The organism is Roseateles sp. P5_D6, assembly GCF_054049415.1.
In genome coordinates this window covers 213,154-233,303 of record NZ_JBFUMK010000003.1, presented here as the reverse complement: position 1 = coordinate 233,303, position 20,150 = coordinate 213,154, and the positions used below count along the sequence as shown (strand labels likewise).

The 20,150-nt window shown below is 69.9% G+C and carries 12 protein-coding genes; 7 read left to right on the top strand and 5 right to left on the bottom strand.

Annotated features, from left to right (window positions below):
• Positions 1 to 54 precede the first annotated feature (54 nt).
• Both ACXJKM_RS05120 and ACXJKM_RS05115 read left to right on the top strand, forming a co-directional pair.
• Positions 55 to 849 (top strand): carbon-nitrogen hydrolase family protein, encoded by a 795-nt coding sequence (locus ACXJKM_RS05120; RefSeq protein WP_056199814.1) that lies wholly within the window; start codon positions 55 to 57, stop codon positions 847 to 849.
• Between the two features lie 69 nt (positions 850 to 918).
• Positions 919 to 2,172 (top strand): MFS transporter, encoded by a 1,254-nt coding sequence (locus tag ACXJKM_RS05115; RefSeq protein WP_457350721.1) that lies wholly within the window; start codon positions 919 to 921, stop codon positions 2,170 to 2,172.
• On the opposite strand, the gene ACXJKM_RS05110 is transcribed toward ACXJKM_RS05115, so the two are convergent.
• The 4 genes from ACXJKM_RS05110 to ACXJKM_RS05095 all read right to left on the bottom strand — a co-directional run bounded on the left by ACXJKM_RS05110 (position 2,156) and on the right by ACXJKM_RS05095 (position 5,052).
• A complete protein-coding gene (locus ACXJKM_RS05110; RefSeq protein ID WP_056199808.1) occupies positions 2,156 to 2,710 on the bottom strand; it encodes a hypothetical protein in 555 nt (184 codons plus the stop codon). The two genes, ACXJKM_RS05115 and ACXJKM_RS05110, sit on opposite strands and share 17 nt — an antisense overlap.
• A 140-nt stretch (positions 2,711 to 2,850) precedes the next feature.
• A complete protein-coding gene (locus tag ACXJKM_RS05105) occupies positions 2,851 to 3,465 on the bottom strand; it encodes a hypothetical protein (protein ID WP_056199805.1) in 615 nt (204 codons plus the stop codon).
• 8 nt (positions 3,466 to 3,473) lie between these two features.
• Complete coding sequence (locus ACXJKM_RS05100; protein ID WP_457350719.1) at positions 3,474 to 3,791, bottom strand: GNAT family N-acetyltransferase; 318 nt, start codon at positions 3,789 to 3,791, stop codon at positions 3,474 to 3,476.
• 79 nt (positions 3,792 to 3,870) lie between these two features.
• Positions 3,871 to 5,052 (bottom strand): FAD-dependent monooxygenase, encoded by a 1,182-nt coding sequence (locus ACXJKM_RS05095; RefSeq protein ID WP_457350717.1) that lies wholly within the window; start codon positions 5,050 to 5,052, stop codon positions 3,871 to 3,873.
• 159 nt (positions 5,053 to 5,211) lie between these two features.
• On the opposite strand from ACXJKM_RS05095, the gene ACXJKM_RS05090 reads away from it, so the two are divergent.
• The 3 genes from ACXJKM_RS05090 to ACXJKM_RS05080 all read left to right on the top strand — a co-directional run bounded on the left by ACXJKM_RS05090 (position 5,212) and on the right by ACXJKM_RS05080 (position 12,528).
• Positions 5,212 to 6,192, top strand: a complete 981-nt coding sequence (locus tag ACXJKM_RS05090; protein WP_457350715.1) for a potassium channel beta subunit family protein — start codon at positions 5,212 to 5,214, stop codon at positions 6,190 to 6,192.
• A gap of 65 nt (positions 6,193 to 6,257) precedes the next feature.
• On the top strand, positions 6,258 to 9,398 hold the full coding sequence (locus tag ACXJKM_RS05085; protein ID WP_457350713.1) for a diguanylate cyclase: 3,141 nt from the start codon (positions 6,258 to 6,260) through the stop codon (positions 9,396 to 9,398).
• An 85-nt stretch (positions 9,399 to 9,483) separates the two neighbouring features.
• Positions 9,484 to 12,528, top strand: coding sequence for a P-loop NTPase fold protein (locus ACXJKM_RS05080; protein WP_457350711.1), 3,045 nt, complete (start codon positions 9,484 to 9,486; stop codon positions 12,526 to 12,528).
• Here the strand turns inward: ACXJKM_RS05080 and ACXJKM_RS05075 are convergent.
• Positions 12,484 to 13,128, bottom strand: coding sequence for a hemerythrin domain-containing protein (locus tag ACXJKM_RS05075; protein WP_457350709.1), 645 nt, complete (start codon positions 13,126 to 13,128; stop codon positions 12,484 to 12,486). The two genes, ACXJKM_RS05080 and ACXJKM_RS05075, sit on opposite strands and share 45 nt — an antisense overlap.
• A 111-nt stretch (positions 13,129 to 13,239) precedes the next feature.
• Between ACXJKM_RS05075 and tkt the strand changes: the two genes are divergently transcribed.
• Both tkt and ACXJKM_RS05065 read left to right on the top strand, forming a co-directional pair.
• Positions 13,240 to 15,267 (top strand): transketolase, encoded by a 2,028-nt coding sequence (tkt, locus tag ACXJKM_RS05070; protein ID WP_056201247.1) that lies wholly within the window; start codon positions 13,240 to 13,242, stop codon positions 15,265 to 15,267.
• 243 nt (positions 15,268 to 15,510) lie between these two features.
• A complete protein-coding gene (locus tag ACXJKM_RS05065; protein WP_457350707.1) occupies positions 15,511 to 20,034 on the top strand; it encodes a response regulator in 4,524 nt (1,507 codons plus the stop codon).
• Positions 20,035 to 20,150: the final 116 nt, after the last annotated feature.

Below are 20,150 nucleotides of genomic sequence, written 5' to 3'. Positions count from 1 at the left end.
CGCTGCCCCCCGAGGGGGCGCGTCAGCGCCTACGGGCGGCCGGGCGACGCTGACATGAAGATCGCAGCAGTCCAGATGGTCTCCGGCCCCGACGTGGCCGCCAACCTCGGCGCGGCGCGCCGCCTGCTGGAGGACGCCGCCCGCCGCGGCGCCCAGCTCGCGGCCTTGCCGGAGTATTTCTGCCTGATGGGCATGCACGACAGCGACAAGCTGGCCCTGGCCGAGACCGAGGGCGAAGGCCCCATCCAGGCCATGCTGGCGAGCGCCGCGCGCGACCTCGGCCTGTGGCTCATCGGCGGCACGCTGCCGATCAGGTCGACAACGACTGAGCGCGTGCGCAACTCGACACTGGTGTTCTCGCCCGACGGCGAGCGCGTCGCGCGCTACGACAAGATCCACCTCTTCGCCTTCGACAACGGCCGCGAGAGCTATGACGAGGGCCGCGTGCTGGAGTCTGGCAACCAGCCCACCAGCTTCGACACCGGCAGCATCAAGGTCGGCCTGTCGGTCTGCTATGACCTGCGTTTCCCTGAGCTCTACCGCGCCTATGCCGGTTGTGACCTGCTCGCCGTGCCGGCCGCCTTCACCTACACGACCGGCCAGGCGCACTGGGAGCTGCTGCTGCGCGCCCGCGCCGTCGAGAACCAGTGCTACGTCGTCGCCCCCGCCCAGGGCGGCCAGCATGCCAACGGCCGCCGCACCTGGGGCCACAGCATGGTCATCGACCCCTGGGGCCAGGTGCTCAGCGTGCTGGCCGAAGGCGAGGGCGTCGTCGTCGCCGACGTGGACCCGGCGCGCCTGACTCAGGTGCGCCAGCAGCTGCCGGCCCTGGCCCACCGCAAGCTCTGAGCAGGCGCGTCGAGAATCGGCGCACTCCGCCGCTCCGGGCCTGCGAGCGGCGTCTGCAAAGGATTCCCCATGACTGACAAGATGGCCAGCCGCTCCACGGCCTGGCTGGTGGGTGCGCTGGTGGCGCTGGCGCTGTTCGGCAACTACTACGTCTACGACTCCATCGGCCCGGTGGCCGACCTGCTGCAGCAGCAGCGCGCCTTCAGCGACAGCCAGATCGGCCTGCTGAACGCGATCTACAGCCTGCCCAATATCGTGCTCATCCTTGTCGGCGGGGTGCTGGTGGACCGCTTCGGCGCCGCGCGCATGACGCTGTGGACGGCGGCCATCTGCCTGGCTGGCGCGGCCTTGACCGCCTTCAGCCCCAATTTCGCCGGCATGGCGACCGGCCGGCTGCTGTTCGGCATCGGCGCCGAGACCTTCGGCATCGCCACGCTGGCGGCCATCGCGCAGTATTTCGCCGGCGGCACCGTCGCCTTCGCGATGGGGCTGGCGCTGGCGATCGGGCGCCTGGGCTCCTTTGGCGCCGACATGTCGCCGACCTGGTTCGCCAGCGCCTACGCCCAGGGCTGGCAGCCGCCGCTGGTCATCGCCGCCACCCTCGCTGCGACGTCGTTCGTGGCGTCGCTGGCCTACTGGTGGGTGGACCGTGGCGCTCAGCGTGGGGTGTCAGCCGCACCGGCGGCCGAACGCTTCGTGCTGCGCGACCTGCTGCACTTCGGCAAGGCCTATTGGTATCTGCTGGCGCTGTGCGTGCTGTGGTACTCGGTCATCCTGGCCTTTCGCAGCACCTTCTCGATCAAGTATTTCCAGCACACGCATGGTCTGGACCTGGCCACGGCAGGCGAAATGAACAGCTATGTCTTCCTGGCCGCGGTGTTCGCCACGCCGGCCTTCGGCTGGCTGTGCGACCGGCTTGGCCGCTATGCGCCTTTCCTGGCCCTGGGGGCGCTGCTGTTGCCGCTGGCGCTGGCCGTCATGGCACTGACGGACTGGTCCCTGTGGGTGTCGACGGCGCTGATCGGCGTCAGCTTCTCGCTGGTGCCGGCCGTCATGTGGCCGCTGACCAGTCGCCTCGTTGCCCCGGCGCGCTTCGGCACGGCCATCGGCCTCATGTGGGTGGCGCAGAACGCGGGTGTCAGCGGTGCCAACCTGATGGCCGGCTGGTTGAACGACCAAGCCGGCGCTGGCGCGGCCAACCCGGCGGGCTACGGGCCGATGATGGCCTTCTTCGGCACCGCGAGCGCGCTGGGCTTACTGTGTGCGCTGGCGCTGTGGCTGACGGCCGGTCGGCGCCGGCACGAGGTCACGGCCGCAGCGTGACCAGGTCGCGCAGCAGCAGGTCGATGTTGGCTCGCAGCGCGCGCTCGTTGGCGATGCGCAGCCGCTCGTTGGGCGACACGATGGCCTCGCTGAAGCGGGCCTCGTCGGTGTTGGCGACGCGCCGCTGGTAGACCGGCTTGCCACTGGCCTTGTCGACCAGGGTGTAGCTCACCGCCACGCCGACGGTCACGCCGACGGCGGGCACCAGGGGCTGGTCCAGCTGCAGCAGCTCGGCCTGCAACTCGAAGCGCGGCGCCGGCTCGGGCGACAGCGGCTTCATGCCGACGGCATGCAGAGACTCTTCCAGCGCCTGCTGCAGTGCCAGGGCACTGACCTTGGAGCCCCACCAGCGGCCGGTCTCCTGGCCGCCCTTGACGGCAGCGACGCCGACCTGGGCCTTGAGCGCATCCGGCACCCAGCCACGGATCTGCAGCGCCTCGGCCGGGCTGATCGCCATGGGCAGGGGCTGGCTGGGCGTGCCGCAGCCGGCCAGCAACAGGGCCAGCAGGGCGGCGGGAAGCAGGGCAGGGCGCGACATGGGTGTCCCATGCTAGGCCCAGGCGCGGCTGGGCAGGGCAACAAAAGCGGCCGCTCTGCCCGGCTTTTCAGGCCTCGGAAAACAGCCGGTGCGTCATGATCGTGCCGCTGGCGGGAGTTTTCACCCGCGGCATGACGGGGTCACTTCACGTCAAGCGTATAGGTCACGGCCTGCGACATGCTGGGCAGGATGGCGCCGAAGTTCAGCGTGTAGCGGCCGCGCTTGAGCGGCCCGAGGGCCACGTAGTAGCCATTGCCGGCAGCCGGCGCGTCGTCGTCAGGCGCGACGAGGAAGCAGCCCTTGGTGGCCTGGCGGTGCGCTTCCAGCCCCGCGAAGCGTTTGCCGTTGAGATCCAGCACCAGGGCCGCGGGCGCCTCGGTCAGGGACTCGGCGCGCAGCATCAGCGAGGCGCAGGCCTCACGCTCATCGTCGGGCGGGAAGGCGATGAAGTTGATCAGCGGGAAGAACAGCGTCTTGCCCACCGGGATGCTGCAGCGGCGCACCGTGCGCTTTGTGCCATAGGTGCCAGCCAGGAACCAGACCGGCCCGGACTGGCCGCTGGCGCACAGGCTGCCGTCGGTGTCCGCCACGGGGCTGTCCTCTTCGTCGAATGACAAGGCCCAGTGCCACCAGCGCTTGGACCATTCCTCCTGCGTGGCGCCAGCGATAGCCTTGCCCGGCGGGATGAGCTGGGCCTGGGCCTGGGTCGGCACGGTCGTGGCCAGCAGCAGGGTCAGAAGGAGAGCGTGTCGCATCGATGCTTTCAGGATTTGCGCTTGCGTTCCATGGCCACCTGGGAGACCTGAAAGCCCAGCTTTTCGTAAAAGGTGGCCACGCCGTCGCGGCCGGCGCGCAGCACCCAGGTCATCTCGTCGTTGTCGCCGATGGCCGCCTTGACGAGGGCGCTGCCGACGCCGCGGCCGCGGTGGAAGTCCGCTACGACGACCATGGAGATATAGCCGTTGAAGAGGCCGTCGGTGATGGCGCGCAGGAAGCCGATGACCTCGCCGTCGTCGTCCACGGCGGCCAGGGCCACCTGGGAGCGCCGGACCAGTTCCGCAAAGACGTCGGCATCGGCCACGCGCGGTCCCCAGTGGTTGGCGATCAGCAGCTCGCGCGCGGCTTCGATCTCGGCAGGCTGGATGGGTCGGATCTCCAGATCAGCCTCCGAACATCATGCGGTGCGCCAGCGCTTTCTTCAGCGGCGTGGCCAGCTCCAGGCCGGCCAGGGCCAGGCCACGCAGCGCCGGCAGCCCCGGCAGCCGCCAGGCAAAGCTGCGGGCGAGGAAATCGGTCGCGGCAATCATGGGCCAGCGGTCGGGGGCGCGCTGCCAGTCGACGCGGGCCAGCACGGCGTCCAGGCCCAGGCCGGTTTCCGTCGCATCGCGCAATGCATCGATCAGGGCCTGGGCGTCGCGCAGGCCCAGGTTCAGCCCCTGGCCCGCGACCGGGTGCAGGGTCTGGGCCGCATTGCCGATGCGCAGCGCCCGGCCTTGCAGCAGCCGGGTCTCGGCGTTCAGCCCGAGCGGAAAGCACTTCAGCGCCGAGATGCCGGTCAGCCGGCCGGCCACGGCGGGCAGTTGCTGTTGGATGACGACCAGGCGCTGGGCGTCGTTCAAGGTAGCGATGTCGTCCTCGGCCTGGGGCAGGCACCAGACGATGGCCGCGCGCGGGCCTTGCGCGTCGTCGGGCAGGGGCAGCAGGGCCAGGGGCCCGTTGCGTGTGAAGCGCTCGATGGCCAGGCCCTGCAGGCCGGGCGGCGCCAGGCGCACCGTGCCGACCCAGGCGTTCTGGTGGTAGTCGCTGGTGATGGACTTTCTATCCTGCTCGGCGAACACGCCGCCCTCGGCGACGACGGCGAGGTCAAAGCTGTCGACGACTGGACCTTCGCCGCAGTCCAGCTCCACGCCAGCCAGGTTCGAGCGAATCGCATGCACGGCGGTCCCGAAGCGGGTGAACAGGCGCTCGCGCTGGGCGGTGGCCAACTCCAGCCAACGCTGCTGCAGCGGCGCGACCAGGGCGCCATAGGGCAGCACGGCGCCAAGCTGGGGCAGGCCCTGCTCGGTGGCACTGATGCGCACCTCGCCGGCAATCGGCGCGGGCGGCGCCTGGCTGACATGCACGGTCTGGATGGCCTGGGCGCTTTGGGGCTGCCAGGCGTGCAGGCGCTGCAGCAGCCGGATGCTGCCGAGGTTGAGCGCCAGCGTGCGGGCGTCGCCGCTGACGTCACGGTCCAGCGGCCGGGTGTCGAAGAGATGGATTTCAGCGCCTGCCAGGCGCTCGGCGGCGAGCAGGGCGAGGGCGAGGCCGGCAGGACCGGCGCCGATGACGGCGAGCTTCATGGGCTCAACGATAACTGCCGGCGATGCAGCTGCGCGGCGACTCGGGGTGTCGGGCGCCTCGCCCCCGGCATGCTCGGGGCCATTGTGGCCATGCACCGGCCGGGCCGGGCGGCCCCGATAAGCTGCGGCTTTTCCGCCCCTCCCGCACAGGAACGCTCCATGCAATACCGCCGTCTCGGCCGCGCCGGCCTCCAGGTTTCCGAACTCTCCCTCGGCTCCTGGGTCACGTATCACAACCAGGTCGGCACGAAGGCCGCCACCGAGATGCTGGCCGCCGCCTTCGACGCCGGCATCAACTTCTTCGACAACGCCGAGGTCTATGCCCAGGGCGAGAGCGAGGTCGTCATGGGCCAGGCCTTCAAGGCGCTGGGCTGGAACCGGCTGGACTACATCGTCTCCAGCAAGTTCTTCTGGGGCCTGCAGCGTGATGGCGTGACGGTCAACCGCAAGGACACGCTGAACCGCAAATACCTGATGCAGGCGGTCGACGCGTCACTGAAGCGCTTCCAGCTCGAGCATCTGGACCTGATCTACTGCCACCGCCCCGACCCGAACACGCCCATCGAGGAAACCGTCTGGGCGATGAGCGACATCATCCGCCAGGGCAAGGCGCTGTACTGGGGCACCAGCGAATGGAGCGCCGCCGACATCCGCGCCGCCTGGGAAATTGCCGAGCGCCACCACCTGCACAAGCCCATCGTCGAGCAGCCGCAGTACCACCTCTTCCACCGCCGCCGCGTCGAGCAGGACTACGCCCGCCTGTACGAGGACATCGGCCTGGGCCTGACGACCTGGAGCCCGCTGGCCTCGGGCCTGCTGACCGGCAAGTACCGCAGCGGCATTCCCGCCGGCAGCCGCGGCGCGCTGGAGAACATGAGCTGGATGCGCGAGCAACTGCAGGACAAGGCCAGGAACGACGCTGTCGGCAAGCTGTCCGAGATCGCCGCCGAGCTGGGCTGCAGCATGGCCCAGCTCGCCATCGCCTGGATCAATCGCAACCCGCGTGTGTCCACCGTCATCCTGGGCGCCAGCCGCATCGAGCAGCTGCGCGACAACCTCGGCGCCCTGGCCGTGACGCCCAAGCTGACCCCGGAAGTCATCGAACGCATCGACAGCATCGCCAAGCCTCTTGCGCAGTGATCATTCACGTTCTCTGAGGGCAAGACCCGGCAAAGCAGGCCCTTTGGGTGCCTGAGAATGCCGTTATGAGGGTCTTGACAACAAAAGGGTGCGCTGCAGCGCTGCTGATCGCCGCGGCGCTGCTGGCCACCGCGGCACAGGCGGTGGTGCCGCGCTTCGAGCCCATCGGGGAAGCGGGCGCGGTAAGGGACAACGTTGTCTCCGCACTGGCGCTGGATGCCCGCGGCGTGTTGTGGGCCGGCTCGCCCGAGGGGCTGCTGCGCTTTGACGGCTATGCCTTCCGCCGCTACCCCTTGAGCGGCCCCGACGGCCAGCTGCTGCCCGAGCAGTTCGTGCGCGCCATGCTGCCCGACCCGCGCGGCTGGATGTGGGTGGCCGCCGGCAACAGCGGCCTGGTGCGCCTGGACGTGGCCACCGGTCGCTGGGATCGCTGGGCGCGCGACGGCAAGTCGGCCGACGAGACCGCGCCCGCCGCCAATACCGTGCGCACCTTCGCGCTGGAAAAGGACGGCACGCTGTGGATAGGCGGCAGCGGCGGCCTGGACCGCTTCGACGTCAAGAGCCAGCGCTTCACCCACCACCGCGGCAAGGAGGACGGCCTGCCCGACCCGCGCGTGCAGACCCTGCTCGTCGACCGCCAGGGCACGCTGTGGATCGGCACCTGGCGGGGCCTGGCGCGCAAGGCGCCCGACGGCCCCATCGAAGCGCTGGACGTCGGCATCGGCGACCAGCTCGTCACGCTGATCAGCGAGGCCCAGGACGGCCGCATCATCGTCGGCACGGCCCAGGGGCGGCTGCGCGCGCTGTCGCCCAATGGCCAGCCGCTGCCCTTCAGCCCCGGCGCCCAGCCAGGCGCCACCTCGGGCGTCTGGCCCGTCATGGCCATGGCCCAGCCCGATGCCGACGAGCTGTGGTTCGGCGACGCCTCGGGCGTGTCGCGCCGTCGCGCGGTTGACGGCGCGCTGATCGAGCGCCTGCCCGCCACCGGCGCCGGCACCGCGCCGCGCAGCGATGTGCGCGCGTTGATGCGCGATCCGTCCGGCACGGTCTGGGCCGGCAGCTATGGTGGCGGCCTGATGCGCCATGTGCCGTCGCTGCCTGGCCTGTCCATGGTGCGCGAGGCCATCGGCTCGGTCTCGGGCGGCCTGGACGTGCGCAGCATCCTGCAGCTGGACAACGGCGAGATCTGGCTGGGCACGCTGGCCGGCGGCATCGAACGCCGCGACCGCCAGCTGATGCCGCTGGGTGTGGTCGCCCAGGGCAATGGCGGCCTGCCGTCAGGGCGGGTCAATGCACTGGGGCAGAGCAAGGACGGCTCCGTCTGGGTCGCCATCGACACCCAGCTGCTGCGCTTCGACACCCAGGGCCGCTGGAAGGAAACCCTGCGCAGCGGCAATGCCGTGCCGCGGCGCTTCCACGCGCTGGACGACGGCTCGCTATGGATCGCGACGCTGGACGGCGTGATGCGCTGGACGCCCGAGCACCCGCAGATGCGCGCCATCCCGACCGCCGGCCTGGTGGGCGGCACCGGCGAGGTCAATGCCTTCGCCAGCCTGCCCGACGGCAGCCTGTGGGCGGGCGGCGCGGCCGGCCTGTTCCGCGTCGCCAAGCCGGGGTCGGACGAGCCCGTGGCCGAATGGGTCGAGCCCGTGGGCCTGACCGGCCAGACCGTACTGGGCATGGCCGTCGACCTGGCCGGGCGCCTCTGGGTGGACACCGGCACCGGCCTGCACCGCCTCATCGACAGCGACGGCAAGAAGGCGCGCTTCGAAGTCGTCGGCGCCTCCGACATCGGTGGGGCGTTCGGCGCCAACCTGCTGTTCGACAAGCAGGGCCGCATCTGGTCGCAGCGCAATATGTACGACCCGCGCAGCGGCGAGCGCCGCGAACTCGGCGCGGCCGACGGAGCCGATCTCGGCACCGGCTGGTTCCGCGCCTACGCCAAGCTCGACGACGGCCGCATGCTGTTCGGCGGCGCACGCGGCCTGCTCGTCATCGACCCTGACCGTTTCTCGCCCTGGACGTACAAGCCGCCGCTGGTCGTTTCGGAACTGCGCGTCGATGGCGAGGAGCGCGCGCTGCCGGCCAACGGCAGCGACATCGTCCTCGCGCCCGGCGAGCGGGGCCTGAGCCTGGCCTTCGCCTCGCTGGACTACAGCCAGCCCAGCCGCAACCGCTACCGCTACCGGCTGCAGGGCCTGGACGCCGGCTGGATCGACGCCGGCATGCTTGGCCGTACGGCGGCCTACACCAACCTGTCACCCGGCCACTACCAGCTGCAGGTGCAGGGCAGCAATCGTGACGGCGCCTGGAGCCCCACCGAGATCAAGATCGGTGTCAACGTGCGCGCCGCCTGGTGGCAGACGCGCTGGGCCCTGGCCCTGGCCGTCATCGCTGCCGTGGGGCTGGTGGCGGCCATCGTCAGCATGCGCACGCGGCTGCTGCTGCGCCACCGCCGCGTGCTGGAGCTGCGCGTGCAGGAGCGCACCGAAGCGCTGGAGGCCGCCACTGCCGCGCTGACGGCCAAGTCCGTCGAGCTGGAAGAGGCCAGCCTCACCGACCCGCTGACCGGCCTGCGCAACCGCCGCTTCCTGGACCGCCAGATGCCGGCCGACGTCGCCATGGTTCTGCGCCACTACGAGCCGACCTCGGGCGCTCTCGTCGCCAACCCCGACAGCGACCAGGACCTGCTGTTCTTCCTCATCGACATCGACCACTTCAAGCGCATCAACGACGCCCATGGCCACATGGCCGGCGACGCCGTGCTGATGCAGATGCGCGGCCGCCTGGAGCAGGTCTTTCGCGCCACCGACTACCTGGTGCGCTGGGGCGGCGAGGAGTTCCTCATCGTCGCCCGCGGCACGCCGCGCCGCCGCGCGGCCGAGCTGGCCGAACGCGCCCGCCAGGCCATCATGGCCCAGCCCTTCGAGCTCGACGGCGGGCTGCGCCTGACCCTGACCTGCTCGGTCGGCTTCTCGGCCTTCCCGCTGTGCCCCAGGCTGCCGCGCGCGCTGGACTGGCATGCCGCCATCGACCTGGCCGATGCGGCGCTGTACGACGCCAAGGACACCGGCCGCAACGCCTGGGTCGGCCTGCTGGACGCCAAGGCCGATGGCGAGGACGAGCTGCGCCAGGACATGCGCCGGCCGCTGGACAGCTGGGCCGCCAGCGGGCGGCTGACGCTGCAGCGTTCAGGTCGCAGCTGAGGCCCGCGGCGGCGGCTTGCGAAACGACGCCATGCAGCCCGCCGCCCCGCTTTCTTTCGGTCACGCAGCTCTGGCCCGGCGCCTCGTGAGCGAGCTGGAGGCCAGCCTCAGGCCCGGCGCTGGCAGCAGCACCGAGCCGGCGCTGGTCATCGGTGTCTTCGGCGAATGGGGTGCGGGCAAGAGCCGGTTGCTGCAGACCGTCGGCGATGAGCTGGACAAGCGCAGCCAGAAGAACGGCGAGCAGGTGCTGACGGTCGTCGTGCCCTTCAACGCCTGGCGCTTCGAGCGTGAGGAGCATCTGCTGGTGCCGCTGTTGCGGGTCGCCCAGCAATGCCTGCGCAAGGCGATCGACGACAGCCTGGGCACCGACATCAAGCGGCATGAGCGGCTGTCGGATCAGCTGATGTTGCTGGGCGATCTGGCGCAGGTTATCTACCAGCACGGTGGGCGCGACCTGGCCCAGGCGGCGCTGACGGCCCATGGAGTCGCGCTCAAGCTGCCAGCCATCAAGCCGGCCGAGGGCAAGCCCAACCCCGGCGCCCTGGAGGTGCTGGAGTTGCGTCGCCGCCTGAGGGCGAATGCGCGCCGGCTGGACACGCCCATCAGCCAGCTGCAAAGCCTCTACTACGACTTCCTCGAACAGCTCAAGGCCGTCACGGGGCGCAACCCTTCGGCGCTGACCCTGCACCGGCAGCGCCTGCTTCGACGCGGCACGGGTCTGTGGCCCGCCTTGCGCTTCTATTCGCGCACGGGCTGGGACTGGTTCTTCACGGGTGAGGTGGCTTCGGCGCCGGGCGTGCAGGTCAACCTGGTGTTTCTCGTCGACGACCTCGACCGCTGCCTGCCCGACAAGGCCGTCGAGGTCCTGGAGGCGATCAAGCTCTTCCTGGAGGTGGAGGGCTGCGCCTTCGTGCTGGCGCTGGACGAGGAGGTCATCGAGCGCGGCATTGCGCACCGCTACCGCGACTACGCGCTGCAGGGCAAGGAGGGCATGACGCCCATCACCGGTGCGGAGTACCTGGAGAAGCTCGTGCACCTGCCGGTGCGGCTGCCGCGGCCCACCGGCGCGGCGGCGCGCGACTTCCTGGCCGACAAGTGGCCGGCCTGGTTCGCCGACGCGTCCGCGCAGGCCAACGACCTCGCCACGTTGGTGGCTGCCATCACGCCCGGCGTGCCACGCAAGCTGCACCGCATGACCTCGTTGCTGGCCCTGGCCGAGTCTCTGGGTGCCGGCGACGCCAAGACGCCGCGCAAGCGCGAATGGCTGGCCATCGTCTGCGCGCTGCAGTTGTTTGCGCCGGCCTTGTACCGCTATCTGCGCCTGCACGGCGCCAGGCTGCTGATCACGCTGGCCGATTGGCGCACCGACGCGCTGTTCCGCGATGTCGCCGGCCTGCGCAAGGCCTTGCAGTTGCAGGTGCTGGGTGTCGATTCACCGGCCCAGCTGCAGTACCGCCTCGTACTGCTGCGCCTGCCCGACCTGTGCGAGGCGGCCATGCACAACCGCTCGGGGTTTGACCTGCTGGAGTTGCTGGCGCGTGTCGGCGAGCTGCACGAAAAGGCGGCGCTGACCGGGGCGCAGCTGGGGGCGCTGATGGTGTTCACGGAACTCGAGGGTGCTGCGGACACGGTGGCGATGCCAGCCGTCGCGGTTCAACCGACTGAACCCATGACCCCGCCGGTGATGCCAGCACCGCCTGCCGCGCCCGAGGCCATCGTCGTTGTGCCCGCCGCGGCGGAGGTGGTGGATGCGGTGTCCGAGCCCGAGGCCACGTTGATGGAACGGGGAGAACCGACGCCGCTGGCAGGCGCGCCTCGGGAAGCCCGTCTAGAGAACGAGCGTGCGCTGATCGAAGCCGTCAACTCGGGTGAGCTTGAGCTGGTGCGGGTGGCACTTTCGCGGGAAGGCGCAGCACTGCGCGACCGTGTGATCTCACATTCACTTTGGGGCATGCTGCGCGCCAGTCGCCTGAGGGGGCAGCTTAGTGAATGGATCGAACGGGGTGCGCCGGCCGATCAGACCCAGTTCCTGCTGCAGGAGTTGCGGCCTCATCTGTCTCAGGTGGCGGCGTTTAACCTGCTGGCCGATTTCGGCTCGCCCGTGCAACGTGTGCTGAAGCGGCCTGACTGGGCGCAGGACGTGAGGGCGCGTGACGGCCTTGCCCTGCTTGCGCCGCCGTTGCTCGCGGGCAAAGACGTTTGGCTGGCGACGTTGCGGAGTTACTCGGCCGCCGAGTGGGCCATTCCGCGCGGTTGGGCCTGCGCGACCCAGCAGCTAGAGGGCGTAGCGCCGCATGCCCGCATCAGCCTGGGCTCGGACGAGCACTATGGCGTGCACGCTGCATTGCACATCGCGGGGCTGCAGCAGCGTTTGCGCTGGGTGCCGAAGGGCAAGCTGGCCATGGGCTCACCCAAAGGACCGCCGGAGGAGGGCGAGTTGCGCACGGTCAGCCTGGCCGCAGGCTTCTGGATTGCGGACACTGCCTGCCCACTGGGTTTCTGGCACCAGGCGATGGGAAGTACTTCCCCAGGTGGCGACGAGTTGCTGCCGGTCACGGGAGTCAATGTCGACGACATCGAGGGCTTCTTGGCGCAGTTGCAGCAGCGGCTGCCGGGCTGCGAAATCCGGCTGCCGAGCGAGGCCGAATGGGAAGCCGCCTGCAGGGCAGGGACGCGAACGGCATATGCATTCGGCGACGACGTGGGGCCGTCGGAGGTGAATGCCGAAAGCTCGGCTCTGGCACCTGTCGCCGGGATGGCTCCCAACGCATGGGGGCTGTTCCAGATGCACGGCAACGTCGCCGAGATTTGTCGCGACCTGCTGAATCCAGGGCAGCGTACGGTCGACTTCTCGGGCGACCCGGAAGGCCCCTCAGGAGCCGGTACTGGCTGGCACGCGCTGCGCGGCGGTTCGTTCCGCAACAGTTTTCCGCAGACCCGCTCGGCCGCCGTCGACCGCATCGCCCACGACGAGCGCCGTGGTGACGTCGGCTTTCGTTTTATTGTGCGAGCCGGCCAGACGCGCGACGTCGAGAAGCCTTCAGCTGCCGTGGACAGGAGCGTTCAACCGCCCATCGAGGAACTTTCAAGTCCCTTGGACAGGGCCATTCAACGAAGGGGGTTCACCTAAAAGCGCCGGTCCCCAGCCCAGGGGCGCCGGCAGCGCGGCCAGGATGCGCTGGCGTAGCGGCGCGTAAGCCTCGTCCACCGGCTGGCCCGGGCGCGGGGCCAGCGGGTCCTGGTGGCTGCTGAAGGCTTCGTCCAGGTCGGCCCAGTCCGCGGCGCTCAGGAGCCGTGCCGCGCGCGGCAGGATCTCGGTCTCCTCGCGCCGCATGTGGCGCAGGTACCGGGCGGTGTAGACCTTGAGCTGCTGCTCGAACTTCATGCGCCGCGGCTCGCCCATGTGCTCCCAGGCGAGCAGGCTGTGCTGCAGCTCGCGCACCGCGCGTTCGCCCTGGGCATGGTCGGCGTCGAGTTCGTCCAGCGTCTCGCGCAGTTCGGGCGCCAGCGCGCGCAGCTTGGGGAACAGCAGCTCGCTTTCTTTTTGGTGATGCAAGCGTTCTGGAAATTCGTCGACATAGAACAGCATCGCCCGCAGCGCACCGAAGTCGCAGGGCGTGCCGGCGCGCTGCTGGGCCTCGAGCAGCAGGGGCAAGGTGCGCAGCATCGCGGCCAGGGCGTCGTGCTCGGCGCGGATGATGCGCACGGCCAGGGGCATGGGCGTGGTCATGCGCCAAGCGTCGCGCTTCGCCGCGCGGGCGGTCTTGCGCTGGATCAAGTCAATCGAACCACCCCCGTAAAATCCCTGGTTTTGCCCTTCAGCCCCAAGAAAGCCCCGGCCATGACTGCATCGACCGCTTCCCCCACCCTCATGGCCAACGCGATCCGCGCCCTCGCGATGGACGCGGTGCAGGCGGCCAACTCCGGCCACCCGGGCGCACCCATGGGCATGGCCGACATCGCCGTCGCGTTGTGGGGCCACCATCTGCAGCACAACCCGGCCAACCCGCACTGGGCCAACCGCGACCGCTTCGTGCTGTCCAACGGCCACGGCTCGATGCTGATCTACGCGCTGCTGCACCTGACGGGCTATGACCTGCCCATCGACGAGCTGCGCAATTTCCGCCAGATGCACAGCAAGACGCCGGGCCACCCCGAAGTGGGCATCACCCCGGGCATCGAGACGACCACCGGCCCGCTGGGCCAGGGCGTGACCAACGCCGTGGGCCTGGCCCTGGCCGAGAAGCTGCTGGCGCGCGATTTCAACCGCGAAGGCCACGAGATCGTCGACCACCACACCTACGCCTTCCTGGGCGACGGCTGCCTGATGGAAGGCATCAGCCACGAGGCCGCGTCGCTGGCCGGCGCCTGGAAGCTGAACAAGCTGATCGCCATCTACGACGACAACGGCATCTCCATCGACGGCCAGGTTGCGCCCTGGTTCGCCGACGACACCGCCAAGCGCTTCCAGGCCTATGGCTGGCACGTCATCGGCCCGGTGGACGGCCATGACGTCGACGCCCTGGACGACGCCATCGGCAAGGCCAAGGAGAGCCAGGACAAGCCCACGCTGATCATCGCCAAGACGGCCATCGGCAAGGGCTCGCCCAACCGTGCCAACACCAGCAAGGCCCACGGCGAACCGCTCGGCGCCGAAGAGATCAAGCTGACCCGCGCGGCCCTCGCCTGGGAACACGAGCCCTTCGCCGTGCCGGCCGAGGTCTATGCCGCCTGGGATGCCAAGGAACGTGGCGACAAGGTTGAGGCCGAGTGGGACAGCCGCTTCGACGCCTATGCCGAAGCCCACCCCGAGCTGGCCGCCGAATTCCAGCGCCGCATGGCCGGCGTGCTGCCCGCCAACTTCGCGCAGATCGCCGTCGACGCCGTCGTCAAGGCCCATGCCGAAGCGCAGACCGTCGCCAGCCGCAAGGCCAGCCAACTGGCGCTGGAAGCCTTCACGCTCGCCCTGCCCGAGCTGCTCGGCGGCAGCGCCGACCTGACCGGCTCCAACCTGACCAACACCAGCAGCACGCCGGCCCTGCGCATCGCCGCCGACGGCACGCCCAACAACGGCCGCCACATCAACTACGGCGTGCGCGAGTTCGGCATGGCCGCCATCATGAACGGCGTCGCGCTGCACGGCGGCTTCATCCCTTACGGCGGCACCTTCCTGACCTTCAGCGACTACAGCCGCAACGCCATCCGCATGGCCGCACTGATGAAGGCCCGCGTCATCCACGTGATGACGCACGACTCCATCGGCCTGGGCGAAGACGGCCCGACCCACCAGTCCATCGAGCATGTCGCCTCGCTGCGCCTGATCCCGGGCCTGGACGTCTGGCGCCCGGCCGACACGACCGAGACCGTCGTCGCCTGGACCATGGCCATCGGCAACGCCCAGCGCCCGAGCCTACTGGCGTTGAGCCGCCAGAACCTGACCTACTCGCCCAAGACCAATGTCGACGAGATCGCCAAGGGCGCCTATGTGCTATTCGACCCCGTGAGCGCCAAGGGCAACAGCAAGGCCGAGGCCGTCATCATCGCCACGGGCTCCGAGGTGCAGCTGGCCATGGCCGCCAAGGCGCTGCTGGCCGACGAGGGCATCAAGGTGCGCGTGGTTTCCATGCCGTCGACCAGCGTTTTCGACCGCCAGGACAAGGACTACAAGAAGAGCGTGCTGCCCAAGGGCCTGCCGCGCGTGGCCGTCGAGATGGGCGTCAGCGACTTCTGGTGGAAGTACGGTGTCGACGCGGTTGTCGGCATTGACACCTTCGGCGAGTCCGCCCCGGCCGGCGTGCTGTTCAAGCACTTCGGCTTCACGCCCGAGAACGTCGCGGCGACCGTCAAGGCGGTGCTGAAGAAGAAGTGATGCCGTCGCGCCCCGGGCCATGTGCGGTCAGGGGGTGGCGATGGACATCAGGGGCTCGGGGGCGCCGCCGCGGGCCTGCCCGGCGCAGCGGGTGAATGCCGATAGCCGGGGTTCCCGGACAGACATCCAATGGCCCTTGATTCCGGGGGCTCTGGAGGGCTGGCGTTGGCGACTGGCGATTTGTTTCGTGCGCGTTCGAGGGGCTGGCGCGCCATCAGCGCACGGCTATGCAATTTCGTCGCGTTGTTCACCGCGCTTGCTGCGCTCGCCACCTGCAGGGCCGCTTGCGCTCAGGACATCCGCGTCGTCGACGTACCGCTCGTCGCCGGCGCGCCAATGCCGTTCTACCCGCTGCCGTCGCCCCTTGCGTCCGTGGCGGTCCAGCGGATGGTGCAGGACGAGTTCGGCTTCCTGTGGCTGAGCGCCGAGGACGGGTTGCGGCGCTACGACGGCTACGATTTCATGAAGGTCCCGGCGGACCAGCGCGCGAGCAGCGTCGGCTTCATCATTGGCCAGTCGCTGTTCAAGGACCACGCGGGCCGGCTGTGGATCGGCGCCGACGATTCGCTCAGCCGCTATGACCCTGCGACCGGCAGCTTCAAACAGTACCGGTCACCCAACGAAGCCTGCGGCACCGTGGCGATCACCCACGACATCAGCGAGGACCCGGACGGCCTGATCTGGCTCGCGACGGACGACGGCGTGACGGCCCTGGACCCGGTCACGTCGAAGACGACCTGCCATCGGCCGCGCTACACGCCCGGGCTCGGCGAGACGCGCGTCATCGCGACGCTGGCACTGCGCGACGGCACGCTCTGGGTCACCAGCACCGAGGGCCTCTACGTGCTGGACCGGCGCTCGGGCGAGGTCAGGCGACACATTCGGTTGGAGACCAGTCCCGGGCGCAAAGTCGTCGCCACGGGATTCCCGTCCAAGCCGTTCCTGGACAGCCGGGGCATGCTGTGGTTTGGCCTCTCCTCCGGCGGGGACCTTGCCTCGGTCGACGTGGCCAGCGGCGCCGTCACCGTCTATGCGTTGCGGGGCGGCGGGCTGGCGCCGAACGCCTCCTCCGGCGTCGTGTCGATCCAGGAGGACGACGACCACGCACTCTGGCTCGGCACCAGCAAGCTGGGCCTCGTGAAGCTGACGCCGGACCGCACTCAGGCGCTCTGGTACCAGAGCGACCCCGACGACCCCGACGGCTTGCGCGGCGACCTCGTCGTTGGCCTGTTCCGGGACCGCGACGGGAGCTTCTGGTCGACGACGAGGACGGGGACCGTCTACCGCTTCGACACCGAGCACCCGCGTTTCCGGTCCTACCGCCACCAGCAGGCGGACCCGCACAGTCTGGCCAAGGGCGCGGTGACTGCCGCCTACGCCGAGAACGACCAGACGCTGTGGATCGGCACGGACCGCGGCCTGAACCGCGTCGACCGCACGACCGATCAGGCGACACAGATCGACCTGCCGGTGTTCGCGCGGGGCGTCCGGGCGATTGCGGATCACGCGGGCGACCTCTGGTTGGGCACGTATGGCAACGGCCTGATCCGCTTCGATCGCCGCACGCAGCGCTACACGGCGTACACCCACGTCGCATCGGACCCGCGTTCGCTGAACCACGACCGCATCACGGCACTGTGGGTTGATCGCGGCAACACCTTGTGGGTCGCCACGGACTTCGGCCTGAGCCGCTGGGAGCCGGCGACGGAAAGGTTCTCGACCTTCAGCCCGCAGCCTGGCACCCTGGTCCAGTACCGCTCGATCACGGAGGACGCCAGCGGTGTGCTGTGGCTGGCGACGTCATCTCACGGCCTGCACCGTTTTGATCCCCGCACGAGCACCTTCAAGGTCTTCGATGCGGAACTCCGCGCCGCGCGTCCGCCGGGCCATCAACGCGTCAATGCGGTCCACGTCGACCGCGCCGGGACGGTGTGGGCCGGGACCTTCCGCGGGCTGGTCAAGCTCGATCCCCGCGACGGCACGTTCACCTCGTACGACTCGCGCGCCGGCCTTCCCGCGGACAGCGTGTTCGGCATCCTGGAAGACGACGATGGACAGCTGTGGGTCAGCACGCCGAACGGGCTGTCGCGGTTCGACCCGCGCACCGGGACCTTCACGAACTACCGCGCGTCCGACGGCCTGCTGACCGACCGGTTCGCGAACCCCGTGGTGGCCGCCAGGAGTTCAAGCGGGGAGCTGTTCTTCGGCTCGCAGAAGGGGCTGGTGGCGTTCATCCCCGGCCAGGTCGTCGACCGCAAGCGCACGTTGCCGGTGTTCCTGACCGACTTCCGCCTGTTCGGCGAGTCGGTGCTGCCAGGCAGCACGCCGCTGCAGCAGCCGATCTGGTCTGCTTCTGCGCTGGCGCTGGAACCGCGCAGCATCGCGTCCTTCGACTTCGCCGCCTTGAACTATGTCGACCCGGCGCACACCCGCTACCGGTACCGGCTCGAAGGGTTCGAGACGAAGTGGAACGACACGGACAGCGCGCGGCGCAACGCGACATACACGATGCTGCCGCCGGGCGACTACACCTTCCTCGTCCAGGCGCGCGGCACCCGCGGGGACTGGAGCGAGAGCGCGGTGCCGCTCAAGATCCACGTGCCGCCGCCGTGGTATGCCACCTGGTACTTCCGCGCCGCGGTCGCCGTGCTGCTGCTGACGGCGCTGTGGTTGGCCTACCGCCTGCGCATGCGCCAGTTGCACCGCCATTTCGAGATCGCGCTCCAGGCGCGGCTCGACGAGCGCACCCGCGTCGCGCGCGAGGTGGCCGAAGGGCTGGAGCAGCGCGTGCGCGAGCGCACCGAAGAGCTGGCCAGCGCCCAGCACGCCGCCGAGGCCTCCACGCGGGCCAAGAGCGAGTTCCTGGCCAACATGAGCCACGAGATCCGCACGCCGATGAACGCCATCCTCGGCATGTCCTACCTGGCGCTGCAGACCGGCCTGGACGCGCGCCAGCGCAACTACGTCGACAAGGTGCACCGTGCCGCCGAGTCGCTGCTCGGGATCATCAACGACATCCTCGACTTCTCGAAGATCGAAGCCGGCCGGCTGGAGATCGAGGAGATCCCCTTCCAGCTCGGCGACGTGCTGGACCAGCTCGCCACGCTGGTGGGCATGCGCGCCGAGGAAAAGGGGCTGGAGCTGCTGTTCGCGCTGTCGCCCACGCTGCCAACCGCGCTCGTCGGCGACCCGTCGCGGCTGGGCCAGATCCTGCTGAACCTGAGCAACAACGCGGTCAAGTTCACCGAGCAGGGCGAGGTCACGGTGGCGGTGGCCGAGACGGCGCGCGAAGGCCAGCGCGTGACGCTGCGCTTCGAGGTGTGCGACAGCGGCATCGGCCTCGCGCCCGAGGCCGTCGCGCGCCTGTTCCAGCCCTTCACGCAGGCCGATGCGTCGACCAGCCGGCGCTACGGCGGCACGGGGCTGGGCCTGGCGATCTGCCGCCACCTGGTGGAGCGCATGGGCGGCGAGATCGGGTTGGACAGCGAGCCCGGGCGCGGCAGCTGCTTCCACTTCAGCCTGCCCCTGGGCCTGCAGCCCGGGGCGGCGCCAGCGCCGCAGGACAACGAACTGCACGGCATGCGCATGCTGGTCGTCGACGACCATCCGGCGGCACGCGAGCTGCTGCACACGCTGGCGACGGCCTTCGGCCTGGAGGCCGAGACGGCGGCGGATGGCGTTGCGGCACTGCAGGCCGTGGCGCAGGCCGACGCCGAGGACCGGCCGTTCAGGCTGTTGCTGCTGGACTGGCACATGCCGGTCCTGGATGGCATCGGCTGCCTGGAACGGCTGGGGCAGGCCGCCGGCAGGCACGCTCCGCCGACGGTGCTGATGGTGACTGCCTTCAACCGCGACGAGGCCGAACGCCAGCTCACCGCACGCGGGCTGCTGGTGGCAGGGCTGCTGGCCAAGCCGGTCACGCCCTCGGGCCTGCTGGACGCCTGCGCCAATGCGCTGGGCCGTCCGCGTGCCGGGCTCAGCCGCAACGTGCAGCGCCACGAACTGCTGCAGGCGCGCCAGGCCGGGCTGGCCGGCGCGCGCGTCCTGTTGGTCGAGGACAACCCCATCAACCAGGAGCTCGCGCGCGACCTTCTGAACCGCGCCGGCATCGTCGTACACATCGCCGGCGACGGCCAGGAGGCGCTGGCGATCCTCGCGCGCGAGCGCTTCGAGGCCGTGCTGATGGACTGCCAGATGCCGGTGATGGACGGCTACGAGGCGACGCGCGAACTGCGCCGCCGCCCGGAACTGCAGGACCTGCCGGTGATCGCGATGACGGCCAACGCGATGGCCGGCGACCGCCAGAAGGCGCTGGAGGCGGGCATGAACGACCATGTGCCCAAGCCCATCCGCGTTGACGAGCTGTTCGCCACGCTGGCGCGCTGGGTGCGTCCGGCGCTGCCCGCGCCCGCGCCGCAGGCGCCGCCCGCGGCCCTGGACATGGGCGCCGGCCTGGCCGCGCTGATGGGTGACGAGGCGCTGTATCGGCGCTTGCTGGCGCTGTTCCGCGAGCGTGAGAGCGACATCGTCGTGCGCTTGCGGGCGGCCCGTGAGCGCGGTGATGGCAAGGCCGCCCTGCGCTGCGCGCACGACCTGAAGAGCGTCGCGGGCAGCCTGGGCATGCCCGCCCTGCAGCGTGCCGCCACCGCGCTGGAGGAAGCCTGCAGCCAGGGCGTCGAAGCGGTGGGCCTGGAGCCGCTGCTGCAGGCGGTGGAGCGCGAGCTCTCGGCCGTGCTGGCCAGTTTGCAGGAGAAGGGCTTGACCTGAAGTCAGCGATTTCTGGTGGTAATACGGTGTCGACGCCGTCGTCGGTATCGACACCTTCGACGAGTCCGCGCCGGCCGGTGTGCTGTACAAGCACTTTGGCTGCACGCCGAAGAACG

Bases quoted from the DNA above. Each gene is read 5' to 3' on its own strand.
- ACXJKM_RS05075 (WP_457350709.1), bottom strand. From the start codon at position 13,128: ATGACCACGCCCATGCCCCTGGCCGTGCGCATCATCCGCGCCGAGCAC.
- ACXJKM_RS05105 (WP_056199805.1), bottom strand. From the start codon at position 3,465: ATGCGACACGCTCTCCTTCTGACCCTGCTGCTGGCCACGACCGTGCCG.
- tkt (WP_056201247.1), top strand. From the start codon at position 13,240: ATGACTGCATCGACCGCTTCCCCCACCCTCATGGCCAACGCGATCCGC.
- ACXJKM_RS05110 (WP_056199808.1), bottom strand. From the start codon at position 2,710: ATGTCGCGCCCTGCCCTGCTTCCCGCCGCCCTGCTGGCCCTGTTGCTG.
- ACXJKM_RS05095 (WP_457350717.1), bottom strand. From the start codon at position 5,052: ATGAAGCTCGCCGTCATCGGCGCCGGTCCTGCCGGCCTCGCCCTCGCC.
- ACXJKM_RS05115 (WP_457350721.1), top strand. From the start codon at position 919: ATGACTGACAAGATGGCCAGCCGCTCCACGGCCTGGCTGGTGGGTGCG.
- ACXJKM_RS05085 (WP_457350713.1), top strand. From the start codon at position 6,258: ATGAGGGTCTTGACAACAAAAGGGTGCGCTGCAGCGCTGCTGATCGCC.
- ACXJKM_RS05120 (WP_056199814.1), top strand. From the start codon at position 55: ATGAAGATCGCAGCAGTCCAGATGGTCTCCGGCCCCGACGTGGCCGCC.
- ACXJKM_RS05090 (WP_457350715.1), top strand. From the start codon at position 5,212: ATGCAATACCGCCGTCTCGGCCGCGCCGGCCTCCAGGTTTCCGAACTC.